The sequence below is a fragment of the Paenibacillus melissococcoides genome (assembly GCA_944800085.1).
GTDB classification, from domain to species: domain Bacteria; phylum Bacillota; class Bacilli; order Paenibacillales; family Paenibacillaceae; genus Paenibacillus_B; species Paenibacillus_B melissococcoides.
Genome location: CALYLO010000002.1, coordinates 717,778 through 733,493, shown reverse-complemented (window position 1 = coordinate 733,493; position 15,716 = coordinate 717,778). Strand labels below are relative to the sequence as shown.

Below are 15,716 nucleotides of genomic sequence, written 5' to 3'. Positions count from 1 at the left end.
TGGTATTTTCAACTTGTGATTACAATCACATATTAAAAAATCACCATCTTTATCGGAATTATTTTTTCAGAAAATTTGATTTCAATCCTCTTTTTTGAAGCCCGGCAGGCATAGAATCAGGGTGTCGTCCAAATTGAAACCGCAGGAGGTTAGTCAAATGCACACGGAATATAAGCTGTCCAAGGATATTTATTGGGTAGGAAAAATCGATAGCCGCGAGGTTCCCTTTCATCGTCTTCTGTTAGCAAAAGGGACAACCTATAATTCCTATTTGCTCAAAACCGGCAAACCAACGGTGATTGATACGGTAGATATCGCGTTCGGAAGAGAGTTTGTCGAAAAAATAACGGAAATGATCGATCCACTTGATATCCAATATATTGTCATCAACCATACCGAACCCGATCATTCAGGCGGTCTGGCGGCGCTGGCTTCCAAGGCAACCAATGCCACGATTGTCTGCACGGAAATAGCCGTACCGGAAATTCAACAAATGTACAAGCTTCACCACCGCAATTACCTGGTGGTCAAGGATGGAGATCAGCTCGATATCGGAGGCAAGACGCTTCTCTTCAAAGAAACGCCTTATCTGCATACGGAAGAAACCATGATCACGTATTGCATGGAGGATAAAATATTGTTTCCCTGCGATATTTTCAGCACCCATGTCGCCGTGGAGCATCTCTTTGCCGATGAAGCGGGATTGGATATCACGGAGGATTTCATCGGATATTACCAGGCCATTATCCATCCGCACCGCAGATACGTCCGGACACTGATGGAAGCCATCCGGGATCTGGAGATCGACATCATCGCCCCCTCCCATGGCTTTATACTGCGGCGCGACATTGCCAAGTACATCGGCCTGTATGACGAACTCAGCACCGACACGAAGGACGGCAAACAAGTAGCCATCGTCTATGCAACGCTCAAAAATAACACCAAAAAAATGGCTCATATATTGAGGGATTGTTTTCTTGAAAACAATATCGCCGTCGAACTGTGGGACGTGGACAAGGCTGACGAGGCTGACATCCTGCACAGCATCGGGACTGCGGACGCCGTCTTGGTCGGCAGCTCGACGAAATATGCGGATATGACCGGAAACTTGGAGACCCTGCTGCAGAAAATGCAGAAGATGGACCTTACAGGGAAGCTTGCGGCGGCCTTCGGCTCCTACGGTTGGAGCGGCGAAGCGATTGAAGTGGTGCAGGATTATTTGAATCAGACGAATATGACCGTTCAAAGCACCTCCAGCGTAATCAAGTCAACCGGCATGACGCATGTCGAATTCCCTGTGCGCGTGCGCTTCTCTCCACAGGAGGAAGACAAAATCAAAAAAATCAGAAATGCTGCCGAATTCATCTCGGACTTGCTGCTTAGCGCGGTCTAATGAGATCAGGCAAGGAAAGGAAGACGAATATGGCCGAGAACCGCCATTATGTTATTGTGGGCAGCGGAGTTGCCTCCGTACATGCCGCCAAAGCGATCAGAGACCATGATGACGAAGCGCAGATTTCCATTTTCGGGGAAGAACCGGCCCTTCCGTATAACAGGGTAAAGCTGTCGAAAGGCTTGTTTACCGATTTGCACAGTGAAAAAATAGTAATCAAGAAAGAAAAATGGTTTCGCGAAAACCGAATTACCGTGCATGACAATACCCGGATCTCTTCTATTCATACCGGGAAAAAAGCGGTTATGACCGCTGACGGCCGGGAAATAGCGTATCATAAGCTTCTTCTGTGTACAGGAGCCACGAATCGCAAGCTGAGCCTGGAGGGCGCCTCCCTTCCCAACGTGCATAACATTCGGGACAAGCGTGATGCGGACCAGTTCAAGGAAGCTTTGCGGACCGGGGATCGGGTCTGTGTGATCGGGGGCGGGATTCAAGGGTTGGAGACGGCCTGGTCCCTTATCCAAGCCGGATATTCCGTCACGATTATTGAGGCCGGATCACGTCTTATGCCCCGGCAGTTGGACGCCCCATCTGCGGCGAAATTGAGGAAATATGCCGTTGAATGCGGAGCGGAGGTCAGGCTGGGTCAAGGCGTCACCCGCATCATTGGCGAAGGCGCAGGCCGTGCAGACGGGATAGAGCTTGAAGACGGATCGATTCTCGCTTGCGAGCATATCGTCTATTCGATCGGAATCATTCCGAACATAGCGCTTGCCCGCGAGGCAGGCCTTGAAACCGGGACGGGCATTATCGTCAACGAGCGGATGCAGACCAATGATTGTCATATTTATGCCGCGGGAGACTGCGCCGAATTCCAGGGCAAGGTGGACGGCCTGTGGGGATGCGCCATCGAGCAGGGACGAGTGGCCGGGGCCAATATGGCCAACCAGAATGCGGTCTACCGGCGGCCGGTTCCGATGACCTTGTCCAACACATTCAACACCCCCTTATTTTCCATCGGTCTGGTGGATGAACAGCAGTGCGATGCCAGCATAACCGATTCGGCGCAGGGGCGTTATAGACGGATTTTTATCAAAGGCGGCTCCCTCTGCGGGGCGATTGCCTTCGAGAACGCAGCCGCTTCCTTGCCGTATCAAGCCGCTATTGAACAAAAGCTTCCTCTGGATGGAATCGATGCTGCAAGCTGCGGCATGGAGGAAGTCATGAATGAAATCGCCAGAAGATTGCAATGACAAGGAGAGAGTAGTGTGAAAAAATATATATGTCAGCCTTGCGGATATATTTACGATCCAAGCGTTGGCGATCCTGATGAAGATATTTTACCCGGCACCGCATTTGAGGAGCTTCCCGAGGATTGGGTGTGCCCGGTGTGCGGGGAAGACAAGAGCCAATTCGCGCCTATTGAAAACTGACAGCATGAAATGACGTGCGGTCATATCGTGCTCACTATATGGAGCAGATAGAGGGAATGGAGTGGAGACGATGACAGAAGATTCCTGCCAATATGCCAAGGAGCCTTGCACCCGCAAGGTTCCTATTTTCGCCTCTCTTTCTGATGAGGAATTGGCTAAAGTCAGCGCCATGATTAAACATCGAAAGTATGAGAAAGGCGAAGCGCTGGTTCTGGAGGAGCAACCTTCGGACACCTTGTTCATTATTAAGCAAGGCCATGTCAAGCTGTTGAAAGTGACGCCTCAAGGAAAAGAACAAATTTTGCATATCCTGTCCAACGGCGATTTTTTTGGCGAGCTGAATATATTCAATAGCGATGAATTGAGTAATTTTAGTGCCTATGCGCTGAAAAAGACCGACATTTGCATGTTCACCAGAGATGATATGGAGCATCTTGTGCGCAACAACCCGGATATTTCGTGGAAGCTGCTCAAAACGGTAACCAAACGTTTGGCGCATACGGAAAACCTGGCCCAAAGCCTGGCTACCAAGGACCCTGAAATCCGTATTGCCTATATGATCCTGGAGCTCGGGAATAAATACGGCAAACCGGTTCAAGGAGCGCAGGATCGGATAAAGCTAGAACTCCCCCTGTCACGGGAAGAATTGGCCAACTATGTCGGCGTTACACGGGAAACGATCAGCCGCAAATTCAGCAAGTTTGAACGGCTGGGTATCATTGAAATCAAAGGTACCCGGGAAATCACGATCCTGAATGTGCAAAAGCTTAACGAATATATTGATTAGGTCATGAACGGAGCTGTAATCCCCCTGTTCACGAACATCTAAAGCCAAGCACCCCCTTGGCACTTAACGGCAGCCCGCAGGACAGAGGCACTTGCGAAGTGTCCGGCCTGCAGTGCATTGCCATAAATGTCCGCTCACCTTGCAGCGGCCGCACCAGAATAGGCAGACGATCCCGCCGCTGCCCCACATCCATTTCTGGCCGTCCGCCAGCGGCATAATCAAAAAAAGCCTTGGCGGCACCTGCTCCCGCCAAGGCTCCAATTTATTTGCTTCATTCCGCCCCATAAATCTTGTCGTACCATGCGCGCAGATGATGGATGGCGACGCCGGCGAAGGACGGATGTCGTCCTCCCTGCTGCTCCACGGCCCGCAGATGGTAATCAAAATAATGCTCCGACTGGCCATGGAACGATACGCTCTCGCCTTCGTCGGTCTGGCCCAGCTCGACGCCGATGAGGACCGGGCGGTTCAGCCGCTCCCCGATGCTCAGATCGGCGGCGGCCACGTCATAGATCGCATTGACGTGGTTGCGGTACGCCATAATCGTAATGGCGTCGAACCGCTCCTGCACCCAGACGCTCATCGAGGCGTCCTCCCCTGGCGCCGGAATCTTGTCCAGCCAGAAGGGCACGTCGGCCGCGATGAACAGTCCCGCCTCCCGGGCCTCGCGGATCCAGCGGTCCATGCTGTCCGTCCATTCCTTCACGATGCGAGCCTGCTCCTCCTTCCAGCCCGGAAGGAGATAAGGCTCGACATCGAAATGGACGCCGCTGAACCGCTCCTCCTCCGGAACGGCCTCATTATAATCGCGGACCCAGCGGATGAAGCCGACGCCTTCCTCGAGGCGGTCGGGCTTGGCCCACTCGGGCTTCCCTTCCAGGGCGTGCACCTGGATGCCGGCCTCGCGGGCCATGCGGATGAAGCGGCGATAAGACTTCGCTTCCCGCTCCTGATCAATCTGCAGATAGATCAGATTGATTCGCTGCGCCTGCGCGAAGGAGACGATCTCGGCCGGCGCTTCCGCCATCCACTGCGTCTCCCACAGCCAGGTCGCCCGCGTATTTTCCGTTCCGGCCTGGCTGAGCAGCAGAGAAGCGACCACCAAATAGCAGAGCAGCACGGCCACCTTCAGCCCGTGCTGCCCGGTAAGGAACGAGGGCCGCCAACTGCCTTCCTCGCTCCGGCGGAACAGCCACAGAAGCGGTCTAGACCAGAACAACCTGATCCCACTCGCTCTGAATTTGCTGCACCGAATTGCCCAGCTTGAAAATATTCGGCCGCTCAATGCCCTTGAAGGCGTTGCGGGTATCCAGAATCGGAATCCCCAGATCCGCCAGCTGTTCATAGTCGAACGACTGGTGATTCGTGATCAGCACCATGCAATCATAGGTCCCGAAGTCAGGCAGACTGTAGTCGATGGTGCGCACCATTTTGCCGGACTTGCTGACGAAGTGAGTGGCGTGCGGATCGTAATAGTCGACATTGGCGCCGCTCGCCTTGAACAGCTCGTACACTTCCAGTCCCGGCGATTCCCGCAGATCGTCGATGTCGGGCTTGTACGCCATCCCGAGGATAAGGATTTTGGAATGATTGAGCGATTTGGCGCTCTGATTCAAAATCCGTCCGGCCTTCTCCACGACATAATACGGCATGTTCGCGTTGATCGATTGGGCAATATCGATGAATTTGCTGTAGAAGCGGAAGCCCTTCGCCTTCCAGGACAGATACATCGGATCCAGCGGAATGCAGTGGCCGCCGATGCCCGGTCCCGGGTAGAACGGCATGAATCCGAACGGCTTCGTCGAAGCGGCCTCGATTACTTCCCAGATGTCGATGCTCATCCGGTCGCACATCATCGCCATCTCGTTGATGAAGGCAATATTGATGCTGCGGAACGTGTTCTCCAGCAGCTTGGACATTTCAGCGACCTTCGTGGACGAGACCGGCACGACCTTCATGACGACGCGGCTGTAGAGCGCCGCCCCCAGCTCCAGGCAGGCCGGGGTGGCGCCGCCGATGACCTTCGGCGTGTTGAACGTATTGTACTTTGTGTTGGAAGGATCGACCCGCTCCGGCGAGAAGCAGAGGAAGAAATCCTCGCCCGCACGGTAGCCGAGCTTCTCGATCTCCCGTTGAATGAGCTCCTCCGTCGTGCCTGGATAAGTCGTGCTCTCCAGCGTAATGAGGGTCCCCTTCTTCATATACTGCTTCAATTGATCCACGACTTGCGTAATGTACGACGTGTCCGGATCCTGATTTTCGCTCAGCGGCGTCGGCACGCAAATGCTGACCGCATCCATCTCCCGGATATGCTCGTACTCGTTCGTAGCCATGAACCGTCCTGTGTCCATGCATTGTTGCAGCGTCTCATCGCTGACGTCCTTGATGTAGGAGTGCCCTTTGCGGATGCTGGCGATCTTGGAAGGATTCAGGTCAATTCCGATGACGCGGAACCCTTGCTTGCACATCTCGACCGCGAGCGGCAGACCGACATATCCGAGACCGATAACTCCGACGACAGACGATTGATTTTCGATGTTGTGTTTCAAATTGGCGGCATACATGTTCACAGGTTTCACCTTCCATAGAAGAATTGGATTATAGAGGCTGTTCCCGTTGTCCGCTTGCCGGCTCTGCGGGAACGCGCACTTCTATCTATCTAAAAACAGTTTCTGATTCTGGCGTCCAAATCCGCCGGCGAGAACGGCTTCGTAATATAATCGCTGACGCCCTGCTGGAAACAGTGCTCGATGGTGCTTCCTACGCGCTGCTCCGACAGAATGACGATTTTGGGCTCCTTGGCCAGGTCCATCTTCTGAATCTGGGAAATGAACGGCAAGCCGTTCAACCCGTACAGATTCAGCTCGGTGACGATCAGGTCGTAGCTTTCCTTCCGGATCATATCCAGGGCGGTGATTGCATCGGTAGCCGCATGCACCTTATAGCCCTGGAGCTTGAGCTGAATCTGGAGGAACTCGCGCACGCTGTCGTCATGGTCGACGATGAGAATTTTCTTCGCGTCAGGCGCCTCCAGCTCATCGTGCAGGACGCGGATGCCGGCGGTGCCGTCCATCATCTTCAGCTCCGACCAGCGGTCGAAGAGGAGCGCTTCCGCTTCCGCCGGGTTGTCCAAGGCGGCTATCGCGCATACGATCGGCTTGCCGACATGGCTCTGCTCGAGCAGCATCTTCAGCTGCAGCGCATGATAGTGGGTCATGTCGAGCGCGCAGTCCGGCAGCAGGACGGCCAGAATGTCATGCGCCGCATCGCGCAGCAGCTCGAAGCGGAGATTCCGGTCAGCCGAGAGCCACTCCCGCGCCTGCGCTTCCCAGTTCGAACCGAACGGTTGAGCGTGAAGAAGAATCACCCCCAGGCGGCCGCTGTCATTGGCGCACAAGCGATGGACCTTTTCTTTGACAGACGTTGCAGCTTCCGGTTTCATTACCGTGTTCAGCATTTTCGGAAATACCACCTTTCCCAACTGTTATCGTCAAGCCGATTTGACCGGCTTGCTGTCCTCTTGCCAGCTCTGGCGGGTCATCGCCCCCCACGAGTTGTTGTTCTGGAAATATTGAATATGGCCTTGAATCCGCCATAGACCTCCCAACTGACGATAGCCGAAGAACATGAGCACGCTGAACGCGAGCATGCGCAGCAGGTCGCTAATCCGCGGATATCGATTGAAGGCGATCTCCTCCAGCAGCAGCGAGCCGATGGCAAGCAGCATGCCGGACAGGAAATTAATCAGCATGAAGATAAGCACGATCGGCCACTGCGTCATGTCCAGGAAGGCATAGCCGATCAGGGCGAGCAAGCCCGTGACTTTGAAATACGGATTCAGCGCCTCGAACAGAATCGTATACGGCATCGAGAGCAAGCCGAATACTTTGTACTTCGGACGGAACGCCATGTCGTAGTTCTCGATCATGTTTTTCAGATTGCCTCGTCCCCAGCGCTTCCGCTGATTGGACAAAATATGATACGTATCCGGCGCCTGGGTCCAGCAGACCGCTTCCGGGCAGAACGCGACGCGGTACGGCAGTTTATTTTCCAGCATATAGCGGTGCAGCTTGATAATGATGTTCATGTCCTCGCCCGGATACCCCTCGCGGTACCCGCCGACCTTGATGACATAATCCTTGCGGAACAGCCCGAACGCGCCCGAGACGATGATCAGCCCGTTGATCGCGCCCCAGCCGATGCGGCCGCCGAGGAACGCCTTCAAATACTCCAGCGTCTGGAACATCGGCCACCACTTCTTCGGCAGTCTCACCTCGGTGACGGTGCCGTTCTCGATCTTGCAGCCATTGGCGATCCGCACATTGCCTCCGATGGCGACATACTCCTCCGGATTGGACATGTACAGGTTCGCCATTTGGATAAGCGAATCTTTCTCCAGCAGCGAGTCGGCGTCAATCGACGAGATGAGCGGATAGTGGGAGAAGTTGATCCCCGCGTTGAGCGAGTCGGCCTTCCCGCCATTCGCCTTGTCGATAAGATACAGATTCGGGTATTCCGGATTGTAATAGACGCCCCGGAACTTCGTGCAATTTACCGCGTAGCGCACGGCCAGATTGTCCATGCGGTACATCCCGAACTCCTCGATCATCACCTGCAGCGTATTGTCGCTGGAGCCGTCATTGACGACGATAATCTCGTAGGTCGGATAGTTGAGCGTCATGAGCGACTTCACATTCTCGATAATCGTCAATTCTTCGTTATAGGCAGGCACGAGCAGCGATACCGGCGGTACATGCTCCGAGCCTGCAAGATTGCTGCGCAGCGCGTAGCGCTTGCGGCGAACAATCGAGAAAATGCTCTTAAAAGAACACAGCATTATGCCGAAATAAATAGAGTTGACAATAATGACGTAGTACATGACGACGATGCCATAGACAAGCAGCAGATCTCTAAGCAGAATAATCGCCTCCTACCCTGCCAAGTAGCGGAGCGATCGCGGCCTCGCCGAAATACTGCTCATAGATGATCCGCTTCGGCTGATATCCAGCACCCTGCTCTCGCCGGCTAGCAAAGAAGTGTTCGCGCAGAAGCTCCTTGTGTATGCGATCCTTCGCCATGTCCGACTTGAAGTGATCGTCGGTCTCCAGCGCTGCTTCGCACAGCGCATGGAAGCCCTCATCTCCCATATTGGCCAGGCTGTCCGCGCTGTAGTAGCGGACCCACCAATTGGAATCGGTCAATGCTTGCTTGAGCACCGGGATTCGATCCGTGTTCTTGGAATGTCCGAGCGCTTCTGCCACAGCGGCCCGGATTTCCCATTCCGGATCCTTCATCCATTCGCGGATGTTGTTCTCGGTCAGCGCATGTCCGGCGCGAACGAGCATTTTGACCGCGAGGGCCCGGATCTCTTTGTCATGGCTGTCAACAAGCGGAAGCAGGGCGGGCGTCAGCGCGACGTCTGTCTGTCCGCTTAACGCGAGCAATGCCGCCTTGACCATATTGTCCGATTCGTCCTTGAGACAGCGGACCAGCATCGGGGTCGCGTTCACCCGCGTCTCTTCCAACACCTCCGCAGCCAGCAAATAATGGCTTTGGCGGTGGCGCGTCAACTGCTGCAGCATGGTGTACAGCTGCTCTGCATCATTCGCGCATTTGGCTACGGAACGCGCCAGCACCTGCAGGAGCGGACCGTCCTTCTCCTGCATCATCGCCTTCGTCAGATGGGGCACCGCCCGCTCGGAGCGCATTCCGCCCAGCCGGAACGCCGCCTTCATCTGCCTGGAATAGAACAGGCTGCCCAACTCCTTAATGTCGCGTTCGACCAGACCCATCTCTTCACAGAGCGCCGTCAGCTTCTGCTGCTGCTCCCCGCTGAATTTGTCCATCCATTCCATCAGCTTATCCTGAATCACTCGCATCTCCAGCGGGCGAATAGGCCCCTTGGGAGGCTGGAACGGATCCGGGTCCAGCATATGTCTCTGCAAATACACGAAATAAGGCTGATGCTTCTCCAAATAAATCTCTTGATGCTTGGCTAGCCGGTTATTGCGTGCTTTCATCAATAACAAAATGAGTACACCGATTCCAATCAAGCCAAGACAAACGTAAATGAAGCCGAGGGCGACTCCCAAACTGGAAAACATGTACGCGTGCCTCCTTTGTCGGTATCAAGCGAAGCTGTGGGCCGCTACTCTGCACCCAACTGCTCGAATATATTTTTCATGTCGGTATAGCTTTGCTTCAATCGCTCCGTATAGCCAACCTGCTCCCAGTCATCCCATTGGTATACTGGGATATTCAGGAAAGCGTAAGATGCGGCCTTCTTCCCGGCTGAAGCCTGTCCCCGTTCCGAGAGCCAAGGCAGGAACCGGATGCCTTCCGTCTTCACAGTCGTGAAGGTCCGCTTGTCCTTGACCGGATCGTAGCTGATGACCTGCTTCGAGCTCGGGTCGGCGAAGCCGAGCAGCATCCAAGGGATGCGCAGCTCGATGAAGTCTCCCTTGTACTGCCAGGCGGCAAGCGATTGATATTGTTCGTCCTGCGGATTGTTCGTCCCCCGGATCAGCTTGCCTACCGTCACATCCTGGAACGGATGCGCCGTTCGCGTATCCGGCGGCTCCATCTTCAGGCTGACGGCCAATTTCCACGGATTGAAAATCCCTGAATTATCTTTAAGCTCTTTATTGTCCGGCTCCACCATCCAATAACCCGACGGACCGTACAGCCGGTTGTTAAAGTCATAGTTGGACGCGATGCGAATCTCGCTCTCCTGATCCGTGCCGAGCGTGATGAGCGTCTCCAGCCCTTCATCCAGCTTCAGGCCCGGGAGCTCCGGCATGGTGCGGTTGCCCCCCTCCAGCACGCTGGAGCCGATATGGAGCTTCTGCGTCTTCGGATCGAACGGCTTGTCCAGCTTGAGCGCCAGATAGACGTAAGCTTCATCATGGGTGGCCCACATCTCCCGGATGCCCGGAAGCTCGGTCTTCAATTGAACCTTATCCTCCAGGGCCTCCCAGTCGCTCCATTCGCCGTCGAGCACGATCTGCTCTTCCTTGCTCGGGTACATGCCGAGGATGCCGAACAATTGCTCATTCGTCAGCACGTTCAGCCAGTAGGAGCGGCGATCATCCGGAATTTCGAAGCGCATCGTATTCCAGGTCTTCTTGAACCATTCATCCTGCCACATGAACAGAATCGCGCCTGCGAACTGCTCGTCATAAATATCCTTCGTCAAGGAGGCGTTGATGCGGCCCTGCTCCCGCTCGTCATGTCCTCCCTGATTGCGGCCGCCCATGCCTAGATGGGAGATGCCGATGGACGACGGCACCCCGTATTCGGTAATCATAACCGGCATATCGGGATACTCCTCCTTCAACAGGCGCAAATACGCCTTGTACGTGTTGAACTGGCCATTCTCGTCCTTGATCGTCCGCAGCGTCTTGTCCAGATGGAAAAAGTCCGGGTAATACGGATACACGTGGTATGCCGCGAAGTATCCGGCCTTCCAGTCCACCGGCTGAATATGGCGCGCGTCGACGCTGGCCATATCTTCCTGGAACAGCGGTTCGCCGGGATGCGTCAGCACGTCGGTCGTCACCCAGTTGGTGAACGTCATCGGGTGCTGCCAGCCGTAGCGGTTCTCCAGCTCTGCCGCATGATCAATCATTTCTGCCAGCCAGCTCTCGAATGGCGATGCCTTCTCCGTCGCCTGGAACCGGCTTCCTTGGTAGGGCTTCACATCCTTATGCAGGCGGTTCGTATTATCGACCATCGTCGGGTCCCACTCGGTCCCGAGATGCCAGGCCATCAAATACTGACCCGCACTCTGCTTGTACTTTCCCCCTGCTGTTCCCGGATTGACCGGGATATCCAGATCCCCATAGACGGCCTTGACCGCCTTCTCGATTTCCTGCTTGAACTCCTGCTGGATCTCCGGAAGATACGCATCCTGCTTCTCGATGAGCTGCTCCTCCGGGGACCAGATTCCTTGTATAAAATAAAGCGGGCGTTCCGCTTCCTCCCGATTGAATTTCACTAACGCCTCGTAAAAAACCGGCTGGTGCACCGTATAGACGCGGATGACATTGGCGCCCATATCATGAATTTGGCGGAACCAGCGCAAATACGTCTCCTCATCGACCGGAAATTCACCCGGGAAGTGTCCCGGAACGGTCGCCCCAAGATTGACTCCTTTCACAAATAACGGTTCGAACTGCTCATTCCTGTATTCGAGGAACTGATCTCCTTCCGTCTTGAACTTCAACTTTATGCCGCTCGCATCAGCGTAGGCTATCTGCTTCGGATACAGCAGACCGGGTAAATAATACCCCGCCAGCCCGCCGGCAGCGAGAAGCAAGACAACAACTGTGATGAGATTCCACTTCGTTCTCCGGCTCATGGATCGTAGTATTGTTCACCCTTTCCTGCACAACGTATTTCCTGTGACTCATCCCGTGCCGAGGGAATCAGCCGCAGCACCTAACAATAACTATAACCAAGAAAACCAATGGTTTAACATGGTTATTTAGACTCTTTTTGTTCAGGACCCTTGAGTCAAAAAAATGGTTCTATGCGGGCGGAAGGCAGCGGCCCGTGATCAGACGGTCTACTCGGTTAGTCCCGTCTATCAGTGAGGAGAAAAGCAGGAGTCAGGTTCTGGTTTTCTTTTATTTGACATGGTTAGACGCATTCCTCCTTTAAAAGTTTCGGCATTGTAACCATTTTACCAATAATACCTAGTTTTTTCGTTCTTTAGTCATATTTATATTAACATTCATTGCATTAAAATGTTTTTAGCAATTTCTAGTTAATTTCTAGTTAATTCCTACTAACTTCATACCAAATTAATCCTAAAAATGGATAAACCAAAATGGAGAAAAAAGGACTACTTCTCTTTCCTTTCTCCAGACAAGAAAAAGGGGGTGTCCCAAAAGTAGTATTTCACTACAGTAAGACAGTCCCCCCTGATTCTCAAAGCTCGACTCGCCGAAAAACTGCAAAACTACACTTTTCCTTTATGACATGTACTCCGTTACAGCAATCCTGCAAAACGGCATCAATTTCTGACTATTGACTCGATAAAATACAAAAATCGATGAACATCATGTACTTTTACACTAGCGTTGCATCAATCTTTTTACGAAAATTTCTATCCCATAAGTCTCTATATTTGTAACTTATTGAACTATATTCATGGACAAAAATAAAGAAATCTCCTATTGTTGAGTTACCCTAACGTTATCCATAAAACGCCTCAACAAAGGAGATTTCTTATGGATAACGTACCGAATCATAACGTCATTTGTCAATGCCTAAAATGGTTACATGTCCATTCTACTCGACACGAGTCATTGGAGTACCGGGCCCAAAAGCTGTTTGTCGGCTCTTCGACACTCTTATTTGTAGAGGCACAGCTTCAGCAACGAGACTCATACAAAGTCATGTCAGAGCATGTAGCGGCTAATCCTGAATTTCAAGATCTTCTGGGTCTCAAGAGCATAAGCGCTTCTCAACTATCGCGGAAGCTGAAACGGCTGCCTATGGAGTATCTTCAGACGCTCTTTTTCTCGCTCATTGATCGAATCAAGCAACTTACAAAAGGGAAACGCGGCATTACGCCTGGTATTGGGAAACTCAAGCTAATCGATTCATCGGGAATTACACTACCTCCCATTCTCGCGAAATGGTCCTATTGTTCCAAAAGTAGCCATGGCGTGAAGATGCACACCTCCTTGGTCGTTGCGGACTCCAAAACGATGTATCCAGACAAGATCGTCGCTTCAACCAAAGATGTAGCCGATCATGAAGTCGTGTTGGAATTTACAGTGGATAAAGATGCGACCTACGTGATGGACCGAGGATACCAGGTATACGACCATTTTCAGAAATGGGTAGAGGATAAGATTAAATTTGTTTGCCGCGTCAAGCAAAAGAGCCGGTTAACGATCATCAGAAAAAGAGACCTCCCCAAAAGGCAGAATGGGTTTATCCTTGATGCTGATGTGACGATGCCGGAGCTGCCAGCGGTTCTGCGTTTGATTGAGTTTAAGGATGACCAAGGGCGTACCTATCGAATTGTAACGAATCGATTTGACTTATCCGCACATCAAATTGCCGAGATTTATCGAAATCGCTGGCATATTGAGTTGTTTTTTAAATGGGTCAAGCAGCATATTCGATTGGTAAAACCCCACGGTTATACGGCCGAAGCGATTTGGAACCAAATGTATATTGCTTTAATCGCGTATGCTCTCTGTTTGCTGATTAAATTAACACTGGACTGTAAAAAGTCGACATGGGACCTCCTCCAGTTGATTCGCATCTATGCGGAAAAACCATGGGAAAATTTGATCGCTGCACTCAACCGCAAGCCGACTCGAACATCTAGAGGTCGACCAAAGCGAAATGGGAGACGTCCGAAAAAGGCAACAAAGTCGATGAAACCGAGACTGATTGTGACGTAATGACAAACGAAAACGATTTTTACATATAATGGATAACGCGTAGGGTCTGTTTCCAGCTCGACTTTTTTAGACTTAGCGCGGACATCGCAAATGTAAATATATATCATATATTGATGTTAATTGAAATTAGATTATGAACTAACCGCTCGATGCAACGCTAGTGGTACTTTTACAGGAATTTCATCAAATAGCGGCTTAAAGAGCTGAAATTGATGCATCCACGCAGCATTTCACTGCTTGTGAGACACCCCCTTTGGGAATAAATCCGCTACATTCAGCAGGATTACGTATAAAGCAGCGTGATGACCAGCAGCTCGTACAGAACAAGCGGCAGAATGACATTGCTGTAATACGCCCCTGCCAATGACCGCTGCTCCATAAGCGGCCTCGTGTACAAATAAAGGTGACATCTGTCGACGTTAACGATAATGCCGTCATAGACCTGCCCGTCTATCGTCTGAACCCGCACATGCCGATCCTTATACATACGCCCCATATGCTGAACCCGGTCCCGTATAGAATGCAGGGCTTGAACCGTTCCCGGCTCCATCTGATAGATAACTTGTTGTTGATGCGGATTCGGGTAATGATGAGCGGAATATGGCTGATACAAGGGCCTGAACCTCCGTTCGGATTGAAATAGTATATTTCACCTTATGCGCATTCTTCAGGCATCAGCACCGAAAATTACCGTTGCTCGTCCGCCGCCCTCCGGCAACCCGCACTCCAATATATAACAAAAGCGGGCCAGCGCATGATGGCCAGCCCGCCCGGCAGGGAAGAAAGTGGATGTTATTCGATTCGATTACTCCTTGCTGCGGTAGTAGACATGGCGAAGCCGGAGAGACTGATCCTCTTCGATATCCAACAGGCCGTACGAATACTTCGGTTGAAACCGTTTGTCCGTCGGAGAGCCCGGATTGAAGAGAAGAATCCCCTCCCTTTCTTCCATATACGGGATGTGCGAATGGCCGAAGACAATGATATCGACACCTTGATTACGGAAAGTATGGAAGGCGGTATCCTTCGTCGATCGGCCTGCCCCGTCCCCATGAACGAGTCCGATCCGGAGCCCGCCAGCCTCAATGACTTTACGGCGGCCGAAGCGCTTTACAATATCCGCACCGTCATTATTCCCGGCGACACTGTCAACCGGGGCCAACGACTCGAACATCAGGATAACGCTTGCCGATGTCCAGTCTCCCGCGTGGAGGATAAGGTCAACGCCGCGCAGTCCTTTGACCAGAGCGCGAGGCAGCTTCTGTCCCCGATGAGGCATATGGGTATCCGACACGATTCCGATGCGCATAGGCTCTCCTTCCTCCTTTTCTTTTCCTAGAATAGGATACTCACTCGCCGCCTTCTTCTTTGTTTGAGTTCTATTGTGACACAACTTCCGCCTTACGTCGATCCCTTTGCCCCGCCGTTGTCCCGCCCGCGCAGGACGAGGATTGGCCAGGGCTGCGGGCTCTTACGGGCACTATCCCTTCCGCTCAGCGCGAGATGGGACACGGCGTACCGGTCCTACGAGCACTATCCCCCCCGCTCAGCACGGGATGGGACGCGGGCTGCTAGGCCCTTACGAGCACTATCCCTTCCGCTCAGCGCGAGATGGGGCGCGGGGGCCGGCCCCGAAGGGATAGTACGCTGGCCCCCCGAAGGGGCCGGGTAGGGGT

Annotated in this window: 13 protein-coding genes; 5 read left to right on the top strand and 8 right to left on the bottom strand. The window is 52.8% G+C overall.

Going from position 1 to position 15,716, the window contains the following annotated elements:
• The first annotated feature begins 157 nt into the window (after positions 1–157).
• The 4 genes from OCY70_RS11480 to OCY70_RS11465 all read left to right on the top strand — a co-directional run bounded on the left by OCY70_RS11480 (position 158) and on the right by OCY70_RS11465 (position 3,616).
• Complete coding sequence (locus OCY70_RS11480; protein ID WP_213430381.1) at positions 158–1,393, top strand: FprA family A-type flavoprotein; 1,236 nt, start codon at positions 158–160, stop codon at positions 1,391–1,393.
• A gap of 29 nt (positions 1,394–1,422) precedes the next feature.
• On the top strand, positions 1,423–2,649 hold the full coding sequence (locus tag OCY70_RS11475; protein WP_213430380.1) for an NAD(P)/FAD-dependent oxidoreductase: 1,227 nt from the start codon (positions 1,423–1,425) through the stop codon (positions 2,647–2,649).
• A 15-nt stretch (positions 2,650–2,664) separates the two neighbouring features.
• Positions 2,665–2,829, top strand: coding sequence for a rubredoxin (gene rd / locus OCY70_RS11470; RefSeq protein WP_006679878.1), 165 nt, complete (start codon positions 2,665–2,667; stop codon positions 2,827–2,829).
• 70 nt (positions 2,830–2,899) lie between these two features.
• The gene (locus OCY70_RS11465; protein ID WP_213430379.1) at positions 2,900–3,616 is read left to right on the top strand and encodes a Crp/Fnr family transcriptional regulator; all 717 of its coding nucleotides are present in this window, start codon (positions 2,900–2,902) and stop codon (positions 3,614–3,616) included.
• 271 nt (positions 3,617–3,887) lie between these two features.
• Here OCY70_RS11465 and OCY70_RS11460 read toward each other — a convergent pair whose 3' ends face one another.
• From OCY70_RS11460 to OCY70_RS11435, 6 genes are all read right to left on the bottom strand, one after another.
• The gene (locus OCY70_RS11460; RefSeq protein WP_261944865.1) at positions 3,888–4,835 is read right to left on the bottom strand and encodes an SGNH/GDSL hydrolase family protein; all 948 of its coding nucleotides are present in this window, start codon (positions 4,833–4,835) and stop codon (positions 3,888–3,890) included.
• A complete protein-coding gene (locus OCY70_RS11455) occupies positions 4,822–6,180 on the bottom strand; it encodes a nucleotide sugar dehydrogenase (protein WP_213430388.1) in 1,359 nt (452 codons plus the stop codon). The genes OCY70_RS11460 and OCY70_RS11455 overlap by 14 nt, the downstream gene beginning before the upstream one ends.
• Before the next feature lie 95 nt (positions 6,181–6,275).
• A complete protein-coding gene (locus OCY70_RS11450; protein ID WP_213430377.1) occupies positions 6,276–7,073 on the bottom strand; it encodes a response regulator in 798 nt (265 codons plus the stop codon).
• A 33-nt stretch (positions 7,074–7,106) separates the two neighbouring features.
• The gene (locus tag OCY70_RS11445; protein WP_261944864.1) at positions 7,107–8,495 is read right to left on the bottom strand and encodes a glycosyltransferase family 2 protein; all 1,389 of its coding nucleotides are present in this window, start codon (positions 8,493–8,495) and stop codon (positions 7,107–7,109) included.
• Positions 8,496–8,526: 31 nt separating this feature from the next.
• Positions 8,527–9,720, bottom strand: coding sequence for a HEAT repeat domain-containing protein (locus OCY70_RS11440; protein ID WP_213430375.1), 1,194 nt, complete (start codon positions 9,718–9,720; stop codon positions 8,527–8,529).
• Positions 9,721–9,764: 44 nt separating this feature from the next.
• Positions 9,765–11,975, bottom strand: coding sequence for a hypothetical protein (locus tag OCY70_RS11435; protein ID WP_261944863.1), 2,211 nt, complete (start codon positions 11,973–11,975; stop codon positions 9,765–9,767).
• Between the two features lie 874 nt (positions 11,976–12,849).
• Between OCY70_RS11435 and OCY70_RS11430 the strand changes: the two genes are divergently transcribed.
• Positions 12,850–14,040 carry an IS4 family transposase gene (locus OCY70_RS11430; protein WP_261944862.1) on the top strand — a complete coding sequence of 397 codons (1,191 nt, stop codon included), beginning with the start codon at positions 12,850–12,852 and terminating at the stop codon, positions 14,038–14,040.
• A 283-nt stretch (positions 14,041–14,323) separates the two neighbouring features.
• Here OCY70_RS11430 and OCY70_RS11425 read toward each other — a convergent pair whose 3' ends face one another.
• Together OCY70_RS11425 and OCY70_RS11420 are read right to left on the bottom strand one after the other, a co-directional pair.
• A complete protein-coding gene (locus OCY70_RS11425; protein WP_249725420.1) occupies positions 14,324–14,653 on the bottom strand; it encodes an acetyl-CoA acetyltransferase in 330 nt (109 codons plus the stop codon).
• A gap of 192 nt (positions 14,654–14,845) precedes the next feature.
• Entirely contained in the window at positions 14,846–15,349 is a 504-nt protein-coding gene (locus tag OCY70_RS11420; protein ID WP_213429756.1) for a metallophosphoesterase family protein, read from the bottom strand.
• Positions 15,350–15,716: the final 367 nt, after the last annotated feature.

Coding starts and splice junctions, on each gene's coding strand:
- OCY70_RS11480 (WP_213430381.1), top strand. CDS start 158: ATGCACACGGAATATAAGCTGTCCAAGGATATTTATTGGGTAGGAAAA.
- OCY70_RS11475 (WP_213430380.1), top strand. CDS start 1,423: ATGGCCGAGAACCGCCATTATGTTATTGTGGGCAGCGGAGTTGCCTCC.
- OCY70_RS11465 (WP_213430379.1), top strand. CDS start 2,900: ATGACAGAAGATTCCTGCCAATATGCCAAGGAGCCTTGCACCCGCAAG.
- OCY70_RS11455 (WP_213430388.1), bottom strand. CDS start 6,180: ATGTATGCCGCCAATTTGAAACACAACATCGAAAATCAATCGTCTGTC.
- OCY70_RS11450 (WP_213430377.1), bottom strand. CDS start 7,073: ATGCTGAACACGGTAATGAAACCGGAAGCTGCAACGTCTGTCAAAGAA.
- OCY70_RS11445 (WP_261944864.1), bottom strand. CDS start 8,495: ATGTACTACGTCATTATTGTCAACTCTATTTATTTCGGCATAATGCTG.
- OCY70_RS11440 (WP_213430375.1), bottom strand. CDS start 9,720: ATGTTTTCCAGTTTGGGAGTCGCCCTCGGCTTCATTTACGTTTGTCTT.
- OCY70_RS11435 (WP_261944863.1), bottom strand. CDS start 11,975: ATGAGCCGGAGAACGAAGTGGAATCTCATCACAGTTGTTGTCTTGCTT.
- OCY70_RS11430 (WP_261944862.1), top strand. CDS start 12,850: ATGGATAACGTACCGAATCATAACGTCATTTGTCAATGCCTAAAATGG.
- OCY70_RS11420 (WP_213429756.1), bottom strand. CDS start 15,349: ATGCGCATCGGAATCGTGTCGGATACCCATATGCCTCATCGGGGACAG.